Source organism: Actinomycetota bacterium, assembly GCA_028698215.1.
In the GTDB taxonomy this organism is placed as follows: Bacteria; Actinomycetota; Humimicrobiia; order Humimicrobiales; family Humimicrobiaceae; genus Halolacustris.
The window spans coordinates 1-22,080 of the sequence record JAQVDY010000028.1 but is presented as its reverse complement, the minus strand read 5'-3'; the positions used below and the strand labels follow the sequence as shown (position 1 = coordinate 22,080).

General features: G+C 41.0%; 20 protein-coding genes. 4 read left to right on the top strand and 16 right to left on the bottom strand.

Going from position 1 to position 22,080, the window contains the following annotated elements:
• The 3 genes from PHN32_07705 to nfi form a co-directional block, all read right to left on the bottom strand.
• Positions 1-472, bottom strand: a 472-nt coding sequence (locus PHN32_07705) for an NAD-dependent deacetylase (GenBank protein ID MDD3777472.1), incomplete at its 3' end; no start/stop codon positions are given.
• A gap of 93 nt (positions 473-565) precedes the next feature.
• Positions 566-1,150 (bottom strand): ComF family protein, encoded by a 585-nt coding sequence (locus PHN32_07700; GenBank protein ID MDD3777471.1) that lies wholly within the window; start codon positions 1,148-1,150, stop codon positions 566-568.
• 94 nt (positions 1,151-1,244) lie between these two features.
• Positions 1,245-1,907: a deoxyribonuclease V gene (nfi, locus tag PHN32_07695; protein MDD3777470.1), complete on the bottom strand. Its 663-nt coding sequence runs from the start codon at positions 1,905-1,907 to the stop codon at positions 1,245-1,247.
• Between the two features lie 77 nt (positions 1,908-1,984).
• Here nfi and PHN32_07690 point away from each other — a divergent pair, with 77 nt between their 5' ends.
• Complete coding sequence (locus PHN32_07690) at positions 1,985-2,620, top strand: phosphoribosyltransferase family protein (protein ID MDD3777469.1); 636 nt, start codon at positions 1,985-1,987, stop codon at positions 2,618-2,620.
• A 48-nt stretch (positions 2,621-2,668) separates the two neighbouring features.
• On the opposite strand, the gene PHN32_07685 is transcribed toward PHN32_07690, so the two are convergent.
• From PHN32_07685 to PHN32_07655, 7 genes are all read right to left on the bottom strand, one after another.
• Complete coding sequence (locus PHN32_07685) at positions 2,669-3,133, bottom strand: hypothetical protein (GenBank protein ID MDD3777468.1); 465 nt, start codon at positions 3,131-3,133, stop codon at positions 2,669-2,671.
• A gap of 95 nt (positions 3,134-3,228) precedes the next feature.
• Entirely contained in the window at positions 3,229-4,122 is an 894-nt protein-coding gene (locus PHN32_07680) for a hypothetical protein (protein ID MDD3777467.1), read from the bottom strand.
• Between the two features lie 170 nt (positions 4,123-4,292).
• The gene (locus tag PHN32_07675; protein ID MDD3777466.1) at positions 4,293-4,478 is read right to left on the bottom strand and encodes a diguanylate cyclase; all 186 of its coding nucleotides are present in this window, start codon (positions 4,476-4,478) and stop codon (positions 4,293-4,295) included.
• 137 nt (positions 4,479-4,615) lie between these two features.
• Positions 4,616-5,311: an endonuclease III domain-containing protein gene (locus PHN32_07670; protein ID MDD3777465.1), complete on the bottom strand. Its 696-nt coding sequence runs from the start codon at positions 5,309-5,311 to the stop codon at positions 4,616-4,618.
• Positions 5,312-5,685: 374 nt separating this feature from the next.
• On the bottom strand, positions 5,686-8,829 hold the full coding sequence (locus PHN32_07665) for a glycoside hydrolase family 38 C-terminal domain-containing protein (GenBank protein ID MDD3777464.1): 3,144 nt from the start codon (positions 8,827-8,829) through the stop codon (positions 5,686-5,688).
• 124 nt (positions 8,830-8,953) lie between these two features.
• Positions 8,954-10,006 carry a mannonate dehydratase gene (locus PHN32_07660; GenBank protein MDD3777463.1) on the bottom strand — a complete coding sequence of 351 codons (1,053 nt, stop codon included), beginning with the start codon at positions 10,004-10,006 and terminating at the stop codon, positions 8,954-8,956.
• 306 nt (positions 10,007-10,312) lie between these two features.
• A complete protein-coding gene (locus PHN32_07655; GenBank protein ID MDD3777462.1) occupies positions 10,313-10,660 on the bottom strand; it encodes a LysM peptidoglycan-binding domain-containing protein in 348 nt (115 codons plus the stop codon).
• 341 nt (positions 10,661-11,001) lie between these two features.
• On the opposite strand from PHN32_07655, the gene PHN32_07650 reads away from it, so the two are divergent.
• The 3 genes from PHN32_07650 (at position 11,002) to PHN32_07640 (ending at position 14,195) form a co-directional block, all read left to right on the top strand.
• On the top strand, positions 11,002-12,459 hold the full coding sequence (locus PHN32_07650) for a DUF853 family protein (protein ID MDD3777461.1): 1,458 nt from the start codon (positions 11,002-11,004) through the stop codon (positions 12,457-12,459).
• A 204-nt stretch (positions 12,460-12,663) separates the two neighbouring features.
• Complete coding sequence (locus PHN32_07645; protein MDD3777460.1) at positions 12,664-13,785, top strand: hypothetical protein; 1,122 nt, start codon at positions 12,664-12,666, stop codon at positions 13,783-13,785.
• A 20-nt stretch (positions 13,786-13,805) separates the two neighbouring features.
• Positions 13,806-14,195: a protease inhibitor I42 family protein gene (locus PHN32_07640; GenBank protein MDD3777459.1), complete on the top strand. Its 390-nt coding sequence runs from the start codon at positions 13,806-13,808 to the stop codon at positions 14,193-14,195.
• Between the two features lie 48 nt (positions 14,196-14,243).
• Here the strand turns inward: PHN32_07640 and PHN32_07635 are convergent, their stop codons facing one another.
• The 6 genes from PHN32_07635 to PHN32_07610 all read right to left on the bottom strand — a co-directional run bounded on the left by PHN32_07635 (position 14,244) and on the right by PHN32_07610 (position 21,920).
• Entirely contained in the window at positions 14,244-15,602 is a 1,359-nt protein-coding gene (locus PHN32_07635; GenBank protein ID MDD3777458.1) for a M24 family metallopeptidase, read from the bottom strand.
• A gap of 208 nt (positions 15,603-15,810) precedes the next feature.
• Positions 15,811-16,650 (bottom strand): sugar phosphate isomerase/epimerase, encoded by an 840-nt coding sequence (locus PHN32_07630; GenBank protein MDD3777457.1) that lies wholly within the window; start codon positions 16,648-16,650, stop codon positions 15,811-15,813.
• Positions 16,651-16,740: 90 nt separating this feature from the next.
• Complete coding sequence (locus PHN32_07625) at positions 16,741-17,787, bottom strand: ABC transporter permease (protein ID MDD3777456.1); 1,047 nt, start codon at positions 17,785-17,787, stop codon at positions 16,741-16,743.
• Positions 17,777-19,297 carry a sugar ABC transporter ATP-binding protein gene (locus PHN32_07620; protein ID MDD3777455.1) on the bottom strand — a complete coding sequence of 507 codons (1,521 nt, stop codon included), beginning with the start codon at positions 19,295-19,297 and terminating at the stop codon, positions 17,777-17,779. The genes PHN32_07625 and PHN32_07620 overlap by 11 nt, the downstream gene beginning before the upstream one ends.
• Positions 19,298-19,392: 95 nt before the next feature.
• Positions 19,393-20,400: a sugar ABC transporter substrate-binding protein gene (locus PHN32_07615; protein MDD3777454.1), complete on the bottom strand. Its 1,008-nt coding sequence runs from the start codon at positions 20,398-20,400 to the stop codon at positions 19,393-19,395.
• A gap of 500 nt (positions 20,401-20,900) precedes the next feature.
• Positions 20,901-21,920, bottom strand: coding sequence for a Gfo/Idh/MocA family oxidoreductase (locus PHN32_07610; protein MDD3777453.1), 1,020 nt, complete (start codon positions 21,918-21,920; stop codon positions 20,901-20,903).
• Positions 21,921-22,080 lie beyond the last annotated feature (160 nt).

Below are 22,080 nucleotides of genomic sequence, written 5' to 3'. Positions count from 1 at the left end.
TGCCGCCGCAGGCGCAGCGGGGAGGAACTTCGGTCTGGGATAAATCCAATAGATAATTAAAATCAAATTGCTGACGGCATTGCATACAATAAGCCTGGTTCAGGTTACCATGTACCTCCAGCACCCTGCTGGATCCCGCTTTTTGGTGCAAGCCGTCAATGTTCTGGGTAATAATACAGCTGACCATACCCTGTTGCTCCAGTTTAGCCAGCAGGTAATGGGCTTTATTAGGTTGCTTGTTTTTAATCCCATTAATTTCTTTTAACAGGGCCAGGCCCTCAGTAAAAAACCTTTCAGGTTCTGCTTCCAGCGCCTGGCGGGATAATATATAGGGATCGAACCGGCTCCAAATACCTCCCGGGCTTCTGAAATCGGGGATGCCGCTTTCTGTAGATATTCCTGCCCCGGTTAGCACACATGTTTTTTTACTGTTTAAAATTTGTTCTGCTATCCTGTAAGCTTCACTCAACATTTTCACCTGTTAATGACCTTATATTATCCAGGATTTGTATTTACCTATTTGGTTTATTTAAAAGTTATTTGTTTTACAACAGTTATACCGCTTTTATTTACGTTTAACCCTGGTTTTGGTAACGGTTAATACATAAATGCCGGCTGCATTGCCTTCTGATGCCAGGGCAGCAGTTATAGCTTTAAGGGTTTCCCCCGAGCTGTAGAGATCATCAAATAAAAGGATATTTTTACCCAGATACCGGTCATCCTTTACCCTGAATATGTTCTTTAGGATTTCTTTTCTTTTATCAGCTTCCTTTATATGTATCAATTGGGGAGTGTCCTGTATTTTATCCAGGTAATCAAAATCAACCGGCAGCCTTAATTTTTTCCCAATATATTGGGCCAGCAAAAAAACAGGTTGAAATTTACGTTCCAGGTCGGAGGGAGGGACCGGTATGATTACCGCTAGATCCAAATCTTTAAAATTGCTTTGGATAAATTCTACTGCCGCATCTCCAATGATCTTCACTTCCTTGGTACCGCCAAAATACTTCAGCCGGTAAAGGTGCTCTCCTATATCTGTACGGTTCACTATCAGTAAATCATTTTCTTTGGCGTCTTTACAGATTGTGTTTAAGTCCAGGGCCCACCCTTTTTCCCAGTTGCCCTGAAGGGGTATTGGATTTAGTTCCATATTAAAGATTCTGGCTTATTTAATATCATACTATTTTAGCATAATAAAAGTTTTATGATTATTATACCTGCTAAAGATAAAAATAAGAAACTTTTTACCATTTTTCTGGTTCAGCATATTTGGCCAGCCAGTTATGAGCCTGCCTGGTAGGCTCGCAAATCCTGTACTTACTTGCTGCCAAGGTAAACTTAATGGCAGTATTGAGGCTAATATTGTGCCCTGCAGATACAAATACCGGTTTAACTTTTTCCCTGGTTCTTACTGCAGCCCCCACCACTTTACCCCGGTATTCCACTTGGCTATAGCTGCCCTTTTGTTGCCCGGGCATGTTATACTGGCCCAGCAGTTTGGTTTTAGCCACTCCTATTGCCGGCAGGTCCAGCAGCAAGCCCAGATGTGAAGCCAGCCCCAGGCCCCGGGGATGCATCAGCCCGTTACCATCAAAAAATAAGAGGTCAGGCCTGTGATCAAGCAGTTCAAAGCACTGAAGGCACACCGGGCCTTCCCTGAAACTAAGCAACCCCGGTATGTAGGGGAAACTGGTTTTTATAACCACTGTCCTGGCTTCTATCAGTTGAAGCCGGGGCCAGGAAAAAATCAATACTGCTCCCCTAACCCGGGAGCCGGGCAGGCATTTTACATCGATTCCGGCTACAGTTTGAACCGGCCCAAAACAATCCTTATCTATAACTTTTAAGGCTAAACGCTGCTGCAGCTGCCTGGCCTGTTTGTAATCTAGGTCCCATGAATGTGCCATAATTTATTTAATTGTTTATGCTCTTTAGTTTAGTTCATTTATTAATTATAATATAAGGATAACATAAGGGGGAAAATTTGAGGTTTGCTAACCGAAAACAGGCTGGAAAGCTTCTGGCAGAAAGGCTCCTGAAATACAAGGGGGATGATGCAGTAATATACGCCCTGCCCCGGGGAGGAGTAATACTGGGGGCAGAGATTGCCCGGCAGTTAAGCGCGCCCCTGGAGCTGGTTATAACCAGAAAGATTGGCCACCCACTGCAGCAGGAATATGCCATAGCTGCCATTAGCGAGAAGGGGCAGATGGTTGGCAATCAGCAGGAACTGAGCCAGGTTGACAAACAATGGCTAAAACAAGAGATCGAGGATCAAAAACAGGAAGCTAAAAGAAGGCGGCAGATATATCTTAACAGCAGGCCTACCCTGAACCCTAAATCTAAAATAGCCATAATTGTTGATGACGGCATCGCCACCGGACTTACCATGAGGGCTGCCATACTGGAGCTAAAAGAATTAAAACCAAAAAAAATCGTAGTGGCCATACCCATAACCCCCCGAAGTACAGCGGAAACCTTAAAAAAAGAAGCAGACGAGGTAATTGCCCTGGAAATACCCAGTGATTATAATTACCTGGGGGCGGTAGGGGATTATTATGATGAGTTTTACCAGATAACTGACAAGCAGGTAATGGACACCTTAAATGATTTCAGGTAATAGGCGCAGAGCCCCTAATCTATAGCTAACTTCTTTTCTAGCTTACTATTAATCACAACCCCATTCCAAGGTAATGGAAGCCTGGGCAGTACCTTCTGTGTTGGTGACAGTGCAGGTCAAAGTATAGGATTGGCCTTCAGTTAAGTTTACCTGGGCTGTATCTTTTCCCCAGGCTCCCTTACTGTCATCCTTACTCCATTCTATTTTTGGTTCAGGCAAGCCTGTAGTTTCAGCCTGTACCCGGTAAAAGCAAACGTTATCAGCCTCTGAAAGATTAGGACCCATGACCACTGTAAGGTTAACTGTAGGGGCTTGGTCGCCGCCTTCCGGCTGGTCAGGCTGCTCAGGCTCAAAGGGCAGGGGTTCCCCATTGTTCCCCGGTTCTGTCCTTTCAACATCTATTTTATCTTCATCGCTTACTTGCTGTCCGCATTGGCCGCATACTACTGCCACTGAAAAAACTAATATTAAAGTAAGTACTGCCAGAAGAAAAAATAATTTTGTTTTGCCCATATTTCTACCGTTTTCAATATGCCTGATACTAAATACCAGCTATTATAATATCATAACTAGGCGGTTAGCAATATTATTTTGGCTATCTTGTTTATCTATTTCAAGCCATATATAAACCTGGCAGCAATTCTTACCGTAAGCCAGTTAAATAAAATAAAGGTCAAATGGTCACAGGGATACCAGGCTATTTTAGTTCCAGGCCATTGGCTCCTGAACTTACAGACTTCTGCAACTGGGGTTCTTCCGTCCAGCAAACCCTGTATAAACAATATTTTGCCGGTATCAATAAGGGGGCTAAAACTATTAGGGCATATGACAGGTAAATAATTTTGGGCTAAAGCCTTATTTATTTTTTGCCCCGAACTATCCGCTACCTGCCTGCTTTCTAATTCAAGGCTCCTATCCAAATATTTTTTTATGGGCCCCAGGTCTCCCAAAGAAGCCATGGGCACCGCAAAATCCAGCTGCTCTTCCCAGCAGGCCAACAAGCTGCAGCAATACCCCCCAAAACTAAACCCCAGGCATCCTGTATGCAGATAACCTTTTTCCTTAAGGTATCCCAGTATATGCCTAAGCTCTATTACGGATTGCCGGTATAGTTCAAATATATTTATAAATTGAGGCTGATCTAACATATCTTGAGCTGCTTTTCGTTCAAAATGCAAGGGAAGTACATATATAAGACAGTCTATCCCCCTGGCCGCAAAGCCCTGAGCCATCTGCCTGTAGGTTTTTTTATTTTTACTGTTATAACCATGAATAAGTACCAGGCAGCTGTCAGCAAAATACTTTCCTGCCTGGTAAAACTCCAAGCTTAAATCTGCTGGTTGGGCCCCATAGGTTTCCCTTAATTTTTGAAAACAATAATCATAACTAATATTATTCACTAAAAGCCTGTCTCTGGATAAAATAAACTGGGCCTTCCAGGCATGCTTGCCATAAAAATAAGCTGCATTTTTAAGCAGGTTCTGTTCCCTGTTGCCAATCATCTAAATTACTTGTTCCTATAAATAATCTTGCTAAAGCTGGGGCCAATATCCTTATTACTTATTATATAGATAAAAAGAGGTAATAGTATTTTATTGAAGGGCTAAATCCTGCCAGCCATAATTTTATTAATTGCCATTGTATAAGGTGATCCCTTTAATTTGGTTAAAGCTTAAAACTCATTTTTTAAATATTTCAAGCTACCCCTACCAAATTTGCCGGCTATTTGGCCACTTTTATTTTTCTCATACTGGTATATATGCTGGACAGATGCCGCTATTATTGCCCTATCACTTGTCCTATGGCCATAATCATCATTGATTTGTTTCAGGTTGTCAACATCCGCTATGATGGCCATTAAGGAAGGCCAGGGATGCATAGTTGTTTAACCCTTCTATTTCTTGGCCTTAACCAGCAAAATTATAGAGGGCTATAAGAGGATTATGAAAAACAGTGTTTAGCTTTTAATACTGCAATTATTGGGATAGCAGTCTTTTAGGGGGCCCGGTTGGATTTTGATAAACCTTTATAAAACAAGCAACTATGTTTTCCCACATTTTTAATACGGCACCGGCTGCAGTCAGGTTTAGCCTTACATACCCCGTAGCTATGGTGATCAATTAGAGCATGAAATTCATTATAAAGGTAAACATCCCGGGGAAGCCGAGACATAAAATACTCCCTGATTGCATCATAACCGGGATTGCTATCCAGAAGGCCAAACCTACACAGAAATCTCTTGGTATAAGCATCTGACACAAAAGTGGGTTTCCGGCCTGCATACAGCAGGATACTGTCTGCTGTTTCCTTTCCTATGCCCTTTATAGACAGCAGCTCCGGCCTTAAATTTATGGTGTTTTGCTTAAACATCCTGCTCAAGCTGCCCCCATAGTTGACTTTTACAAACCTGCAGAATCCCTTCAACCGTTCTGCCTTCTGGTTGTAATAACGCGAGCTTTTGATAAGGCCAGCTATAAGCTGTTTATCTGTATTTAATATCGCCTCCAGGTTGAGCAGCCCTGCTGCTTTAAGGTTGGAGATGGCCATCTTTACATTTTTCCAGGATACATTCTGGGTCAATATTGCTCCCACAATTACTTCAAACCTGGTTTTAGCCGGCCACCATTTCCGGGGGCCATAGACTGCTAACATGCGGTCAAATAATTTTAATAATATGATGTTATCTTCCATTTTTCTCCAAAAAATCCCTTATAACCTACTATATCTTTTAAGGAATAGCTTCACAATGGCCAATAAGCATGCTGCCAGATCATATCACTGGCACTATCACTGTCAAGCAGACAGCCAAGTTCATTTCCTGCCATAACTATTTGCTCCTGTAAGACTACCCTTTTTGCCAGCAGTTTAACAATAGGATTGGTTTACAGTATCTTTTCTTTCTGGGCCCTGTAAACGTCACCACATGCTTTATGGGGGCATACCAGGTAATCATATAGTTTGGAAGCTGTAATCAGCATAGACAAATATTTACCTGTTTAATTTATAAATCATCCTATGGCTTTTAAAACATCTGCATTTTTATCTATATTGGCCCCTAGCTAAAGCTATCGCCTCTGGCAAATCCTGATTTTAAATGTTTTAATTTCCATCGGGTTTATGTTGAAACTAAATTCATTACTTTTGCCATCCAGTTTTACTGCCCTTAATTTCTTTTCCATCAAATCCACTTCTTCTACAGATTGAAATTCAAAACCCAGGTTTATACTGCATTCCACTTCTAATCCATGGCTCTCATAAACCCTAAGGATAAGATTCTCATCACCTTCAGCTTGCTTGAAACAGGATAAAATTACATTGGAAGCACTTATATGTATAAAAGATTTACAGTCTGGCAGCTGGCCCCCCTTATTGTTTATTAAAAAAGCCATTAGGGGATGATTTAGCTCATATCCTTTCTGGACAGTACCTGCTGGTTTAAAATCTCCCTTATGGGGAAAAAGGGAATAGGTAAAACTATGAATACCAGTATCTGGTTTTGGGTCAGGTTCATAAGCGGTCCTGATAAGGGTAACCGATATTGTATTTCCCTGGACATTAAACCCATGTTTTAAATTACTAAGCAGGCTTATCCCATATTCCTGGTCAGAAATATCCACCCAGTTTAAGGCAGGGTATTCCCTGCCGTCATTCACCCTTTCCATATAACCAAAAGGTATCTCATAATTAGCTTTTACCCTGCCCAGCATAGGGGTAAAACAAGCTCTTAGCATTGGGGCCGGTGTATTATTATCAGATACTTCATTCCAGTCTATAGTGGTATTAAAGTCTATTTTTTCTAGATTCCTATACAAACATATTTCCTGGGTAATAGTAGATTTATTAAACCTTTTAATAATTTTAAGGCTTTGAACCACCGGACCGTAAGCATTTATTGATATTTCTGAACTTTGGGTAAGGTTTACCGTTTTGGCCACGGGGCCAATAATCCAGGAAGATTGGGAATGAGGCTCTTCATATAAGATTTGCATAATATTATTCATTACCACCTGGGTGGATGGCCCTTCACTGCTTATATCCATTAGCTTTAAGGGAAACACCCTGGGCAAGGCTTCGTTTCCTATAATATCTTTCAAAACATACCTAGCATTTTTCTTATCATATAAAGAAGATATGGTCCCAGCTTTTTGATCTGCTTTTAATATAAAATAATCATTTTCCAAACTATACCCATGGGGGGCAGGGGCACTGGTTTCTTTGCCACCTTCTTTTATGTAGAAAACCTTGTATCCCAGCGGAGGAATGTTTTCAGCTATAAACATTAGCTGTCTATTTTCCACCTGTGACGGCAGCATGCTGCCTTCTCCATCTATTACTTCTAGGGGAGGCTGCATATCTTTGGTAACCCCTATCTTTACCAAATCTGTCCTCTCCCAGCTTAAGCTATTAAATACCAGTAGGGGGACACCATATTCCTTAACTTTTATCTTTTGGGATATATTAGCTAAATTATGAATAATTTTTTCCCGGCACTGCTCTTCTACCATTTCTGCTTGGCGGTTAGAATAATCATATGACTCCTTTATGGCACTTCCCGGCAGTATATCATGAAACTGATTAAATAAGGCCTTATGCCACAGCCCGGAAAGTTCTGGATATGTAAATCCCAAAATTTTATTTATGGAAGATGTTATTTCCGCCTCTATCAGCAATCTTTCGCAGGTTCTGTTATGTAGTTTGGTATCCCAGTGGGTAGTGTAGCAGCCGTCAAAAACAGGATTTAACTCTTTTTTTACCACTGGTAATTTTGGATTCTCCTGGCTCATTTTTTTAAAATAGTCATGAGTGGTCGAAAATTTTAAAGTAGGGGCCACTGCTTTGCTGTTTATTTTATTTACGGTATCAATATCTTCTATGGTGGGGCCCCCTCCATGATTGCCGATACCATAAACGTACATGCTGTCAGTAATACCCAGCCTGTTATTATAATAGGCAGGAATCTTATAGACAGTGGAGGGAGATATTATCCCCAGATAAGAACTGTTAAATGCTAACACCTTTGAACCGTCAGGGCCTTCCCACCAAAACAGGTCATGCTGCTCATCTCCGCCTCTCATGAAGTAGTAGTAATCTATGCCGCTTTTTTTCAGTATTTGAGGCATAGTCCAGGGATGGCCAAAGGTATCAGGCGCCCAGAATACTTTTGGTTCTACCTGTAACTCTTGTTGGATATAATTTTTAGCATATAGAATCTGCCTTACTATGGACTCCCCCCTGGACAAGTTTAAATCCATCTCCACCCAGCTGGAGGCCGTAACATCCCATCTTTTTTGCTGCACTCTCTTTTTTATTTCTGCAAAAAGGCCAGGGTGGATGTTTTGCATGGCATTGTAAATGAATGCCTGGCTCTGGGAAAAGGTAAAATCAGAAAACATATCCATCAGTTTTATTACCGTGTGAAACGTATCCTTACATACCTGTGTGGTTTCTTCCATGCCCCATAGCCAATTCATGTCGATATGGGCATGTCCAACCAGGTGAACAAAATATTGCTTAGCATCCTTTTTTAAAGGAGATATCCTGTTTCTAATTTTTTCAATCTGGCTTAACACCTCTTCAATATCCAGCTTTTGCCAATTTTCTATCCCTACATCTTTTACCGCCTTTTCAACTATGGCTTTCCCCCCTGGCAGAAATTGGGCAAAGCTTATCTCCCCTAAAAAGGATTCCATTTCAAAAGCAATTTGATCTATATTATGGTAGCTGACTGCCAGTACAGGCAGAGTGGAAAAAAGGTCTTTTGCTTTGCCTTTTTTGTATATATGAAATGTAATAATATGCTCCTGGAATGGCTCCGCCGTTTCGGCCACTGGTAATTTAAACCTGAGATCAAACCAGTTTTGGGCTGCTATAGCTTCTTTGCCATCAATGAACATTTCGGCATGGGCCATCAATATAGAATCCCCTAAAAAACTGGGCCCGCTTATGGATATCTTGGCTCCTGTTACAGGTACCTGATTAATTTTTTCTGGTACTACCAGCTTTGCTCTCAACCAGGTTTCTTTACTGCTGTCCCAACGGTAAGGAAGACCTACTTCCTTCCAGCTTTGGTCTTCATAATTTTTATCACTGGGATTGCCGTCAACATTACCCTGCCCCATTTTTGCTTTTCTGATAGAATACTTGTAATCCTTAAAAGGTTTCAGCCTGCTGGCCAGTATAGCAGCTAACAGCTTTAATTTTTTAGACATGGCTACCCTTCCCTGCAATATTTTTTATATCAGTAATTATGCCTGTAAATGCTTAATATATGAATATATTTCTGTTCTTTAATCAATTTATGGCAGCCCTGGGAATATTAATATATGCATACAATTATCTATTCATATCCATTAAGGATTTTATATAGCCTATGGAATGGGCCATGCCAATATGCCATGGCTCTGGTGATGAGGTTACCAGGGGAACATGATCAGGGACAAGCACTCCTTCAAAACCAACATCCTGGTAAGCCCTAAATGCCAAACCCATGTCTATATCCCCGCTATCTATAAATGCTTCCTCATAAACAGGGAAATTGCCCCTTATATTCCTGAAATGAACATAGAATATTTTATTTCTCTTTCCAAAATACTTAATCAATTCTATCACCTTGGGACCTACTCCCCTCATTTCTGCAAAAGTTCCTTGGCAAAATTCTATACCCAAATGATCATAGGGGTATAACTCTATCAGCTGTTTAAAATCCTGGGGACAATTCATTATCCTCTCTTCACCTCTCAGCTTGGGAGCAGGAGGGTCTGAGGGATGCAGGCATAATTTTAGGCCTGCCTCTTGGGCTACCGGCAATATATGGTCTAACAGAAAGCATAGTCTTTCCCACATCTGCTCCCTGGATATGGTTTCTATGGGCTGGGATGCATCAAAATACTCGGTTTTCCATATTTCCCATAATTGGCCCCTGCTAATGGGTGGAGCATCCTTGACCAGGCTGTAATCAAACCTGGATATCTTTGCCTTTCCCCTGTTGATATCACTTATTTGCCTGTGTCCCCAATAACCTACGATAGAAAAACAAATACCCAGAAATTTAATTTTTGCCCTGCCCATATTAGTAATGGTTTTCTTTATGTTTTCAATTTGTTTGTTCTTGCCGGGCAGGTCAAACAATATCCGGTCCCAATGAACAGGCGGTATATTTTCTATAGCTTCCAACTCCAATCCATAAGAATTAATAAATTTTTTTAATTTTAAAAGATCCTTGAATTCCCAATAGCCTTCCCCAGCAGGAAGAGGCATCCAGGCTACTATATGAGTTACTCCCAACTGTTTGGCAAAGGTTAGATTTCTGGAGTCAAGTATAGCTTCCCCTAAAGTCTTTAGGGGCAGGTGTTTGGAGTCTGGATATAGGTTAAGGCCTATTTTCATTATAAAGCCTTCCCCTAATCAATTTATTTATAAGGGGTATCGCCGCTATCCCCATTATGTTTGCTGTGCCGCTATATCTATATTGGGTAATCATTTAAACCAGTATCATTGCCTCTGTTATTTGAAATTATATGATATAAATACGATGGTTCAAAGTTAATATTGATTTGGTTTTTAAATATTTACCTAATCCTGATAAGACAATATTTAATATCCTTTAGAGCTATAAAATACTGGAACCCAGCCGTAAAAACATTGTCTCCGTCAAATTAGAAGAGATGTAATCTTAAAAAAATATAGTTTTAGTTAGTTTTTAAGATGAGGAGGAAGCTGGGGTATCTTAAATACTTGTCCCTCCTTTATTACATTGACATCCTTAATAAGGTCGGAGTTGGCCTCCTGTATGATTTTTAAATGCTCTTGTTGGCCTCTTCCGTAATATAGTCGGGCAATCTGTATTAATGTTTCTCCTTTTCTTACCCTATGTTCAGCCATAATTACCTGCTTTCTAGCTCCCAACGGCCCCTTGCTGGCGCCCCTGGAAACCCCAGCAGGATTCTGCCCTGGCTGTTTTAGTTTACCGGTTCTGCTCACTGTAGCCCGGGGCGGTTTGGGTCCCCTTTGGGTAGGTTTTCTCCTATTCTCTGTAGCCATAAAACCTCCTTTATCTTATTTTATTGCCGGCCGCTGCAGGCTCTGCGGGGCTCTAGGACCTAAAATCTAGACTTATGATAAAAGCCTGCCTCTGGCTATGGCAGCAATAGAGAAATATTAATAAACCGGCTTACTGCAGTAATGGAGCCAAAAATATATTTAAGAAAAGATAACTGACAGGCATACCTGCCGATTTATATCCTAACTTTATTTTACTCCTCAAATTAAAATAATAAAAACCTTATTCTTTCTCTCCTTGCTAACCATTGAGGTTTAAAATATAATCAAAGCAGTGACTAAAGCCCCATTATTTTTATGTCAACTATTAAGGAGAGTCTACATTGGCTGAAACCCATAACCTATTATTTGCGGCAGGCAAAAACCCCATTTATTTAACTTCAAGGATGGCAAACCGGCATGGGTTGATAGCCGGCGCTACCGGTACCGGTAAAACCGTTTCCTTGAAAGTAATGGCTGAAGCTTTCAGCACCATCGGGGTACCGGTTTTTTTGGCAGATATAAAGGGGGACGTGGCCAGCATCTGTAACCCGGGAGCTAAAAATCCCAAATTTGAAGAAAGGGCTAGAAAGCTGGGAGCAAAAGATTACAGCTTCCAGGGATATCCCGTAGTATTATGGGATGTATTCGGAAAGCAGGGCCACCCGGTAAGAACCACTATTTCAGAGATGGGGCCTTTAATTTTATCCAAACTGCTGGGCCTTAATGAAGTCCAGAGCGGCGTACTTAACATAGTATTTAAGATAGCAGATGATTCAGGCATGCTGCTGATAGACCTAAAAGATATCAGGCACATGCTAAAATTTGTAGGAGACAATGCTTCCAAATATACATTGGACTACGGTAACATATCTACCCAATCCATAGGGGCTATCCAAAGAGGCCTGCTAACCCTGGAAGAGCAGGGGGGAGAAAACTTCTTTGCCGAACCAGCATTGGAGATTAATGATTTTTTACAAACCGATAAAGATGGCCGGGGCCAAATAAATGTACTAGCCTCAGACCAGCTGGTGCAATCTCCTGCCCTTTATTCTGCTTTTTTGTTATGGCTGCTGTCAGAATTGTTTGAGGAACTGCCGGAAGTAGGAGATAGGCCTAAGCCAAAAATTGTATTTTTCTTTGATGAAGCTCATCTGCTGTTTGACGATGCCCAAAAAATACTCCTGGATAAGATAGAACAAATGGTACGGCTGATTAGATCCAAAGGGGTAGGGGTATACTTTGTTACACACCATCCAACAGATTTACCGGAAAGTGTACTCAGCCAGCTGGGAAACAGGGTCCAGCATGCTTTAAGGGCATTTACCCCCAAGGAACAGAAATTTGTAAATGCTGCCGCAGATACCTTCAGGCCTAACCCTGAGCTGGATGTCAGCCAGGTCATAACTGAGCTTAAGGTAGGCGATGCCCTGATATCCTTTTTAGATATAGAAGGACGCCCTTCTATGGTGGACCGGGCTTCAGTGCTGCCGCCCCGAAGCCAGCTGGGAACCATTACTGATTTTCAGCGGCAGGAACTGATCAGTAATTCCAGGTATTACCATAAATACAATTCAACCTTTGACCGGGAATCTGCCTATGAAATACTGCAGAAAAAAATAGTTGAACAGCAAAACCTGGAACAGGCTAAAGCCAAGGAGCAAAAATACGATTACGGTAAGAAAACTGCTAAAAAAGACACCTATATAAGCAAAATGGCCAAATCTGCGGCTACTTCCATAGGAAGGACAGTAGGCAGGGAATTAATAAGAGGCCTTTTTGGCATATTGACCAAAAGGTAAGGCTGTCACCAATATAGCTAATTTTATAGTTTGGTACTAAAATATAGGGAGGGTTAGTTATAATCCTGGGCCTATTAGTTTTGGCTTTATCCGATATCCTGCCTCCTTCCGGCCCTAACCTAAGGTTCGGCAGAAAATTATTTACCCCCGTTGCTACCTTTAGATAATGCCCTGCCCATACCTTACAAGGTGAGGAGATGTGAAGTGAAAACATTGGTATTGGCCTTAATATTAAACATCATCCTGTTAACCGCCTGTAGCCCGGGCATGACTCCGCCTGATACCAGCCTAGCTGATTCAGGTATAAGCCAGGATGAGCCCCTAGGAGTTAACCAGCAGGATAAAACCAAAGAACAGAGCACAAATTTAGAAAGAGAGCAAAGCCAAATACCCCAATCTATTTACAGCCCTCCTCCAGAAGTTAATGCCCAGAATCTAGGTAAAATTGTTTTTTGTTCCCAGGCTGGTGATACCCAAAAAAGCGGAGACTATTACCTGTATACTATCAGCCCTGATAGCTCAGGTATGGTAAAATTACCAGATTCTGGATCTTATATGCGGTATCCGGCCTGGTCCCCTGAAAGGTTTAGAATAGCCTATGCCTCCCCGGTGGATAATGTAGAAAAAATATTTGTCATGGCTGCGGACGGCCAAGCTTTCCAACAGATAACTTCCGGAGGAGGAGTGGATATGTTTCCTACCTGGTCGCCAGACGGCAACTTTATTGCTTATATTTCCTATATTGAAGATACCCCTAACCTGTGGGTTACAGACCTTTATGGAAATGCCAAACAACTTACCTATTTTGAAGATGAAGATACAGCCCTTTGGCCCAGCTGGTCGCCTGTAAGCGATGTTATTGCTTTTACCTATAACCAGCAGGGCTCAGATATTGGGGAGAAGCTGTATACCATCAAGCCAGACGGAACCCAGTTAACCGAGCTTTTATCCTGTCCTGATGCCAGAGATCATTATTCCGAGCCAGACTGGTCCCCTGACGGCCAAACCCTTTATTTTTTTTCTAATCGCAGTAGACATGTGGAGATCTGGAAGGTGGACTACCAAAAGTTATTGTATAACCTGGCTGCCGGTGAAGAAGAAAAATATGAAGATATAGGCTTAAGCCAGGTTTCAAATCTATATGGGTCAGGAATAGCACCGTCTCACCGCCTCCGGGTATCACCAAAAGGAGATAAATTAGTATTCTATGGCACTGGTACAGACTGGGTAAATATAGGCTATAACTTGTATGTAATCAATACCGATGGCACCAATGTTGCCAATATAACCCAATCTATAAATGGGGATGAGTGGCCAGATTGGTAAGAACATTATAAAATAGTAATATGAAAAAGATAGGTTTAACTTTTATTATAGTCCTGCTGCTGTTCATATTGCCTGCCTGCAGGATACCTACCCTTAACCTGGGTATGGAAGATAATGGCAGGGATATTAATATAGAATTGGGAACCAACCTGGTTATTACCCTGGATTCCAACCCTACTACCGGATATCACTGGGTGATATCGGAAAATAGTTTTGCCCCCGGCCTAATCCTCATCAGCGACCAATATCAATCTGCAGAAACCGGACAGTCCTGCCTAGGGGAATGCGGCCTTCAGGTGCTTACTTTTAAGGCAGAGTCAAGCAGTGTCAATACTTTGGTATTAGACTACCTCAGGGAATGGGAACCTGAGCCCATAGACAGTTATCAGCTGCAAGTTTATATAAAATAACTAGCCTAAATCCAGTATCACCAGGATACTGGATTGGCTTTAATCAAATTAATACTTCTTTCCGACATAACTCTGTACATTTACCGGCAACTGGTTTAACACTTCTACTTTAGGGCCAAATTTACCCAGGGTTTTCTCTACCAGCACAAAATCAAGGCCGGGGATAACAATATCATTCCACTTGCTTCCCATCCCCCTTATAGCTACATCCAGCATGGTGACTATCCTGTTTCCTAGAGGATTATCGGAGTTTAAGGTAATAGCCCCGTAGAATTCCTGGCACTCGGTATATCCGGCATTATGGGTACCCGTATAAGGCTTTTGGAGGGCTAAATCAACTTTCCTGCCAATCAATTTCTCCACTTCATCTTCCTTTGATTTAAAGTAATCGACCAGGGCCTGTTCCTGCAGCTTGGCCGGTAAATTTTGCTGGGCTACCTGCTTATATGCCTGCAGGCCTGTTTGAAAAGCTCCCTCTATAAAATCCAGCCAGTATTTTTGGAAATCAGTAATATCATCAGGATCTTCAGTGCATACCACACTCACCCTTTCGCAAGCAGTGAGCCCGTCCCTTTTGGGAGCTACCCCCAGGTGCACTAAATCTCCCTTCCTGATCTCACGGTTCAAGGCTTTACCTATCAGTGTCCTGTTGGCTTCATTGGCGGTTACCATAATATCAAAGCCCATTTCTTCCGCACCCAATTCCTGGCCTATAAGGTAGCCCCAGGCTGAAACCTGGGTCTCCAGCATTCCTGGCCTTAACACTGCCAACATCCCTTTCAACATCTGGTCACAGATTAAGCTGGCATCCCCTATTAAGTCCATTTCGGCTTCAGATTTTTCATATTTAATTTTATAGTAAAGTTCCTGCGCATCTACTATTCTTTCCCTGTCGCCTAAATATTGCTCCAAAAACTCATATATTTGCACTGGAAAAACCGCCCTGGGAGTGAGCAGCCCTATAGTTTCAGGCTTTTTCCCGCAGGCTTTTTCAATAACGTCTTCTATTCTTTCCGTTTCTACCGGATAATCCTCGTCGGCCAGCTTGAGCATTTCTACTTTATGCACTTCAGAACCTGACCTGTCAGCCAGCTGTTCAGCAATATATCCACCCTCCAGTCCAGCAATTAAATGGAATCCGTTCTTGCCAATTACTCCGGCTACTGGCTCGATGGAGATATTGGTATTACCGCCCAGATAAGGAACATCGCCATTATAGTGTTCATCTGAATATACAAATGCCCCATCTATATTATTTTCCTGCAAGGCCTCTATAACCCTGCTCTGCCTTTGCTTGAATTCTTCCTTTTTTATTCTCTTGGTTTTATCCAGGGTAGGCGCATTTGATAATATTTTGGCAATGTTTTTAGCATCATTGCTCCATTGATCATAATTAAAATTTCCCATTTTAAATCATTACCTCTATATTCTGTTAATAATTATTTTATATCTTTATTTAATGTCCCTAAGCAAAAAGGCTGCTAAGGGCGATATGCCCTTATAGGCAGCCTTGCTATTTTTTATAACTGCAAACAACAGTAACAGGTATGGTCCTACTATAAATACTGCTGGCTATGCCAGAACCAAATCTTGCCAATCATCATTGCTGTACTGCTTATTTGATGGATAGAATAGTGTCCAATGAGTATTTGGCATTGATAATAGACTGGTAAGGGAAAGTCTTGTAGTTAGGTAAAAACTCTACTATAGCCCAATCATCATATCCAATATCTTTTATGGCATGCATAACTTCTACATAGTCCACATCCCCTTCCAGTAGATCTACAAACATGCCCAGACCGCATTGATCAAAACGGCAGTCACAGAAATGCAGCTTCTTTATATGTTTATCCAGTATCCGGATCCATTGGTCAGGATAACCGATATATATAATATTTCCTATATCAAAATAGGCTCCAACATAGGGAGAATTTATTTCATCCAAGAAACTCTTTACCTCAATAGGAGATAGCAAAAATTTATTCCAAACATTTTCAATACCAATGGCCACCTTGGCTGCCTCTGCATAGGGTGCCAGCTCGCTTATGGCCTTCATAGCCCTTTCATAGGCAATATCATAACGGACTATGCCCGGAGCAAAAGGGGTTCCTACATAACCGGGTATAACCAATATGGTATCCGCGCCGCATATTTGGGCTACATCTATCTGCTTTTTAATTATATCTTTGGCATGACTGGCAATAGCTTTATCATCTGATACCAAATTGTATTCCCAGAGATTCCAGGCCCCTACCGAGCTTACTTCCAGACCGAGGTCAGTAGCATATTTTTTTAGTTCCATTACCTCTTGGTCTGTAGTTTTCATATTAAGATTTCCATCAGTCTCGTTGAGTACAAATTCCACACCGTCATAACCCGCTTTTTTGGATTCCTCCATAGCTTCCCTATAGTCAACGTCCTGACTGAAGGTGAAAAAACTAACAGATGTTTTCATTTTAATCATTCCTTATTTATATTTAATTTAATGACCGAATTAGCAGGATCAGTATAAAAATTTAACTATCCCGCAATTTATAAACTGTTATTATGATCTTCTCATCTGGTTAAGGTTACTAAGAATAACCGCAGCTACTACTATCAAGCCAGATATCATAGTCTGGTAATAAGAGTCAATAGACAGAATATTCATAACATTGTTTATAAGGCCCATAAAGAAAACGCCCAAAAATGCACCGCTTATTGATCCCTTACCTCCATCAAAGGTAATGCCACCAACTACGCATGCGGTCAAGGCATTAAGTTCATAGCCGGTACCTCCGCCCGCGGTTATGGCGTTAAGACGCGTAGCATAAAGTATTGCTGCTATTCCGCAGAAAGCACCACTGATAGCATAGGTCATTATCTTATGCCTGTCTACCTTAATACCGGAAAGAAAAGCTGCCTCTTCATTTCCACCAATAGCCACTATTCTACGGCCATATTTAGTTCGGTTAACCAAAATGAAAGATATTATTACCATAGCGAAAAATATTATAAGGGTCATGGGTATCACCCCTGCTATTCGGAGAATTCTCAATCCCTCAAAGGCTAAATTAAAGGATTGGAATTTACCGCCGGTAATAATTAGGGCAATACCATAATAAACGCTGCTCATACCCAGAGTAATAATTAGAGGCATAGTTTTGGTTTTAGAAACAATCAGTCCGTTTAAGGCACCTGCAACTATTGCTACCAGCAAACCAATTATTATGGCTACCGGTACCGAAGTGTAACCCATTTTAGTGCCAATATCACTAGCTGTAGCCCCGGAACCAAGTGCAGGCCTGCCTTGGGTTATCAAAATTGACATAACGCAACCGGATAAAATCATAATATTACCGATAGAAAGATCTATTCCCCCGGAAAGCATTAATTTAGCCATGGCCATAGTCAATAAACCCAGAACAGCTATCTGCTGCAACAATGCCAATATATTAGAAGGATTTAGAAAATTACTGTTGACTATGCTTACTATTACTATAATTAGGACTATAATTATTCCTAATAAAAACCTTTGATCCCTAAATAGAGACTTAAAACTTTTACCGCTAATATTTCCGCTTCCCAAGGCATAATTATTTTCATTGTTCATCCTTATGTACCTCCAATGCGTATCTTATAATGGAATTCTCAGAAATTTCAGAGCTTTCCAGGGTTTTTACAATCTTGCCTTTTCTTACAACTGTAACCCTGTCACTCATAGAAATAAGTTCAGGCATATCAGACGAGATCATCATAACTACTTTTCCCTGGGCAGCTAAACCAGAAATAATCTTATAAAATTCGGATTTAGCATTAACATCTATCCCCCGGGTAGGCTCATCAAAAATATACATATCGGAATCGGTAAACAGCCATTTGCCCAGTACCACTTTTTGTTGATTACCACCAGACAAGCTTTTAACTTCCTGCATGGGTGAAGCTAATTTTATATTCAGTGATTTTATTATCTTGGAAATCAGGGGAATAAAATTTTTGACGTTAATAAAAAATTGTTTTATTTTGGTCTGAAGCCCAACTACAGTAAGATTTTCAACGACTGAAGCATCAAGCATCAATCCTAAGCCTTGCCTATCTTCAGTTATATAACCAATCTTATAATTTATACTGTCGGCTGGATTATCAATATCCAGTTCTTTGCCATTAAAAATTATCTTGCCGCCGTACTTACGGCTAGCTCCAACGATAGCGTTTGCAATTTCTGTTCTGCCTGAACCAACCATTCCTGCAAATCCCATTATCTCGCCACGGCGTATATTAAAACTTATGGGCTCCTTTTTGGGATCTACTACCAGATCTTTTACCTCAAAGGCAATATCTCCTATTTCATGTTCTTCCCTTTCATAAAAAGCTGATACCGGACGCCCCACCATGTCATTTACGAGTTTATTTAAATCTGCATTTCTATCATCATTACCATAGGTACGGATAGAGGAACCATCTCTTATAACCGTAATTCTATCAGCTATCTGTACCACCTCTTTTAGGTTATGGGAAATATAAATGATACTAACCCCCTGAGCAGCTATGGTCTCTACTGTGTTTAGAAGTAGTTTTACGTCTTCTACATTAAACATGGATGTGGGTTCATCCATTATGAGTATTTTTGGGTTAGTGGAGAGAGCCTTAATAATCTTTACATATTGTTGCTCGGCAACGCTGAGCTCATGAATCTTCTTATCCAAAGGCAATTTTGGATGCCCTATTTGTTTGCAGAGCTCATGGGTTTTCTCTTTTTCTTGTTTAAAATCAACCCATCCGCCTTTGGATATTTCCTGCCCCATATAAACATTTTCGTATACATTCATCCAGGGCATCAATAAACTTTCCTGGTATATTATATTTATACCAAGCCTATAAGAGAGTTCCGCTGTCATGTGGGTATATCTTTTGCCAAATACTTCTATCTGACCACTGTCTGGAGCATGGGCACCAGACAAAACTTTCATCAGGGTTGACTTTCCAGCTCCATTTTCTCCGACTAGGCTATGGATTTCACCTTCATAGAGATCAAAAGTCATATTATCTAAGGCTTTTACCCCGTAAAATGTTTTGACTATCTGGTCCATTTTTACAATAGGACCTTTAGAAGAATTATTCATATTTTAACCGCCAAACCTTTATCTTGCTAAAGATTCCAATTGAAATATTTTTTAGGGTACTGCAAGCGCAGTACCCTAAAAATATCTACTAAATTTTAGTAGTTTGCATCAATATAAGCCTGTGCTGCTTCATGGTCGTTCCAGTGAATCCATTCCTCTATATTATCCTGTCCAACTGGAATAACTGGTAGTGGAACATTAGGATTATCCACACCAGCGCCGCTAACACTATTCCACAAGAAGTCGAATACCATTATGCCCTGAATATTTACAGGAGCAGTCATGTTAGCAGCCTGAATGCCTTCTACAACCATTTCATAACCCTGCTCAGAACCACCGGTAGAAAGAATAGGTATATCTTCCATGCCTTGTTCCTTAAGGGCCTGATTTACACCTACAGCCTGCAGGTCGTTGTTTGCAAATACTACGTCGAAGTCAGAAGTACCTGCATTTATAAAGTCCATGGTAACGTTATAGGAAGCTTCTGTTTCCCAGTTACCATTAACCAAGCCAACCATTTCTATATCGTCTGCATAATCTTCCAATGCCTGGTCTACGCCAACCTTATAATCTTCATATACACCAACGCCAGGGCCGCCGTGTACATATAGAACTTTACTTCCTGGCCAAGTGGTAGCAGCATATTCAATAGCTGCATAGCCGATGTCGCCATATCTGCAGGCAACCTGGCCTACTACTTCACCAGCACTGCCGTCTTCAGGCAGGAAGATGTTCTCAATAGCTATAGGTATTCCAGCTTCATTACACATTCGGGTAATGGTGGCTGCAACATCAGGTGAGCTTGGGAATATGGATATTCCGTCTACTCCCTTGTTAATAAAGTCTTGAGCCTGTGCCAGCTGCTCTTCAGGATCTTTCTGGCAATCAAGTACTTCGGTGTTTGCGCCTACTTTTTCTGCTTTCCATTCCCAAGCTTCAATTCCATAAGCATTCCACTCATCTGCAGTTGACCAAGCCAAATTGCCGAAGGTGTATTCTGAAGCATCTACAGCCGCTTCTTCTGCTGGTTCTTCTGCTGCTGGTTCTTCAGCTGCAGGTTCCTCTGCTGCTGGTGCTGCTGGTGCTGCACAGCCTGCTAGCATTGCAATTGCAAATACAATGCCTAACGTTAATATTAGGATCTTTCTCATCTCTTTTTCCTCCTTTTGTAATAACTATAACACGGGTTCGGTTTACAAAATAATTATACTTATGCTTTATATTTGGTTGAGGTTCATAAAATTGTTATATAAGAACATAACCTCAAGTGGACGATGCTGTCCTTAGTGGATTTACATCCCCTAAAAGACATCCATCTTTTGAGCTATATATAAGAATCTGAGAGTTTAAGCTTATACGTTTAGTTGCCATTAAAGTTAACATCTCCATCAAGTTTTGTCAAGATAATATGGTAGCTTCAAGTCAGCTATCCTGATAACAGCACCACTAGCGTGCATAGCTCCCAGCTTCTGATCAGGCATTAACTATTTAAATCATAATGCCTCCAGCTCTATTAATTTACTTAGCTTCGCATCTTTTCAGCTGAATAACTTTTTAGTTTTCAAAGGACAAGCTTTATTTTTACAGCAATAATTCCCATCAGCTAGAACTTTAACTGCTTGTTTGTACTGGCTGATTGTATAGTGGCTAAACCAAGCTTTAAAGACATCTGTCCATCTGTAAAAGTTGAATTAGTTATTTCTTTTTTTCCATCAAGGCAATCTGCAAAATATTTCCATTCTGCATAAAACGGATCCATGTTTTCTGCTATTTCCTCTATTATTTCACCATTTGATTTGTATACTACAATTGGGTTTTTACCAGCCTTGCCATCCAATGTTTCTGATATTTTTTCTCCAGCCCTGGATATCCACTCTATAGTACCTTCTTCGCAGAATATTCTAAATAGTATGGAAAATGGAAATTTTCCTTTAACAATCCAACCGGCATTTACGGCCCCTATTTTGCCGTTTTTAAAATTGACTACAGTATTCATATGGGCCCAGCCCCCCAGATCGGGATTAAAAACTCCGCTGGAGCTTACCATTGATGGTTCTCCTAAAAGGTAAGCAATAAAATCCAGATCATGAATCTGGAGATCAAGGGCTGCTCCTCCGCTTAAGTTTGCTTGTTTATTCCAACCGCCTTCTGCCCAATCCGGCAAAACACCCAATCTTTCACAGAATATGGTTAGGGGCTCCCCCACCATTCCACTATCTAAAATTTCTTTAGCCCTTATATATTCAGGCCAAAACCTTAACACATGGCCTACCATTGATTTTACTTTATTTTCCTGGATTGCCTGGGCCATTAGTTGGGCATCTTCATTGGATAGGGCCAACGGCTTTTCACAAAAAATATTCTTTTTGGCTTTAGCGGCTTCCACCACCATTTCCGCATGTAAAAAAGTAGGAGTGGCAATGGCTACAGCATCAATATTATCATCATTAAGCAGCTGGTGGTAATCCTCATAAGCCTTTGCATTATGATCAACAGCCATTTCTTCCGCCCTGGGCAAGTCCTTATCAGCCACAGCTACTATTTTGGCATTATCCAATTTCTTAATAGCATTAGCGTGAACCCTTCCTATATAACCTGCTCCCAGCATGGCTATCCTTATCATACAATCACCTCAAACTTAACTGATATTGTCATTTCCACCATCCCCCTTATATCTTCTACAGCTATATCTCTCACAGCTCTATTACCTCCCTCTTTAGGGTGGTAAGCTCCTTTACTCCGGTAGCAGTAACCAGTATCCCGTCTTCGAACCTCAGCCCGTA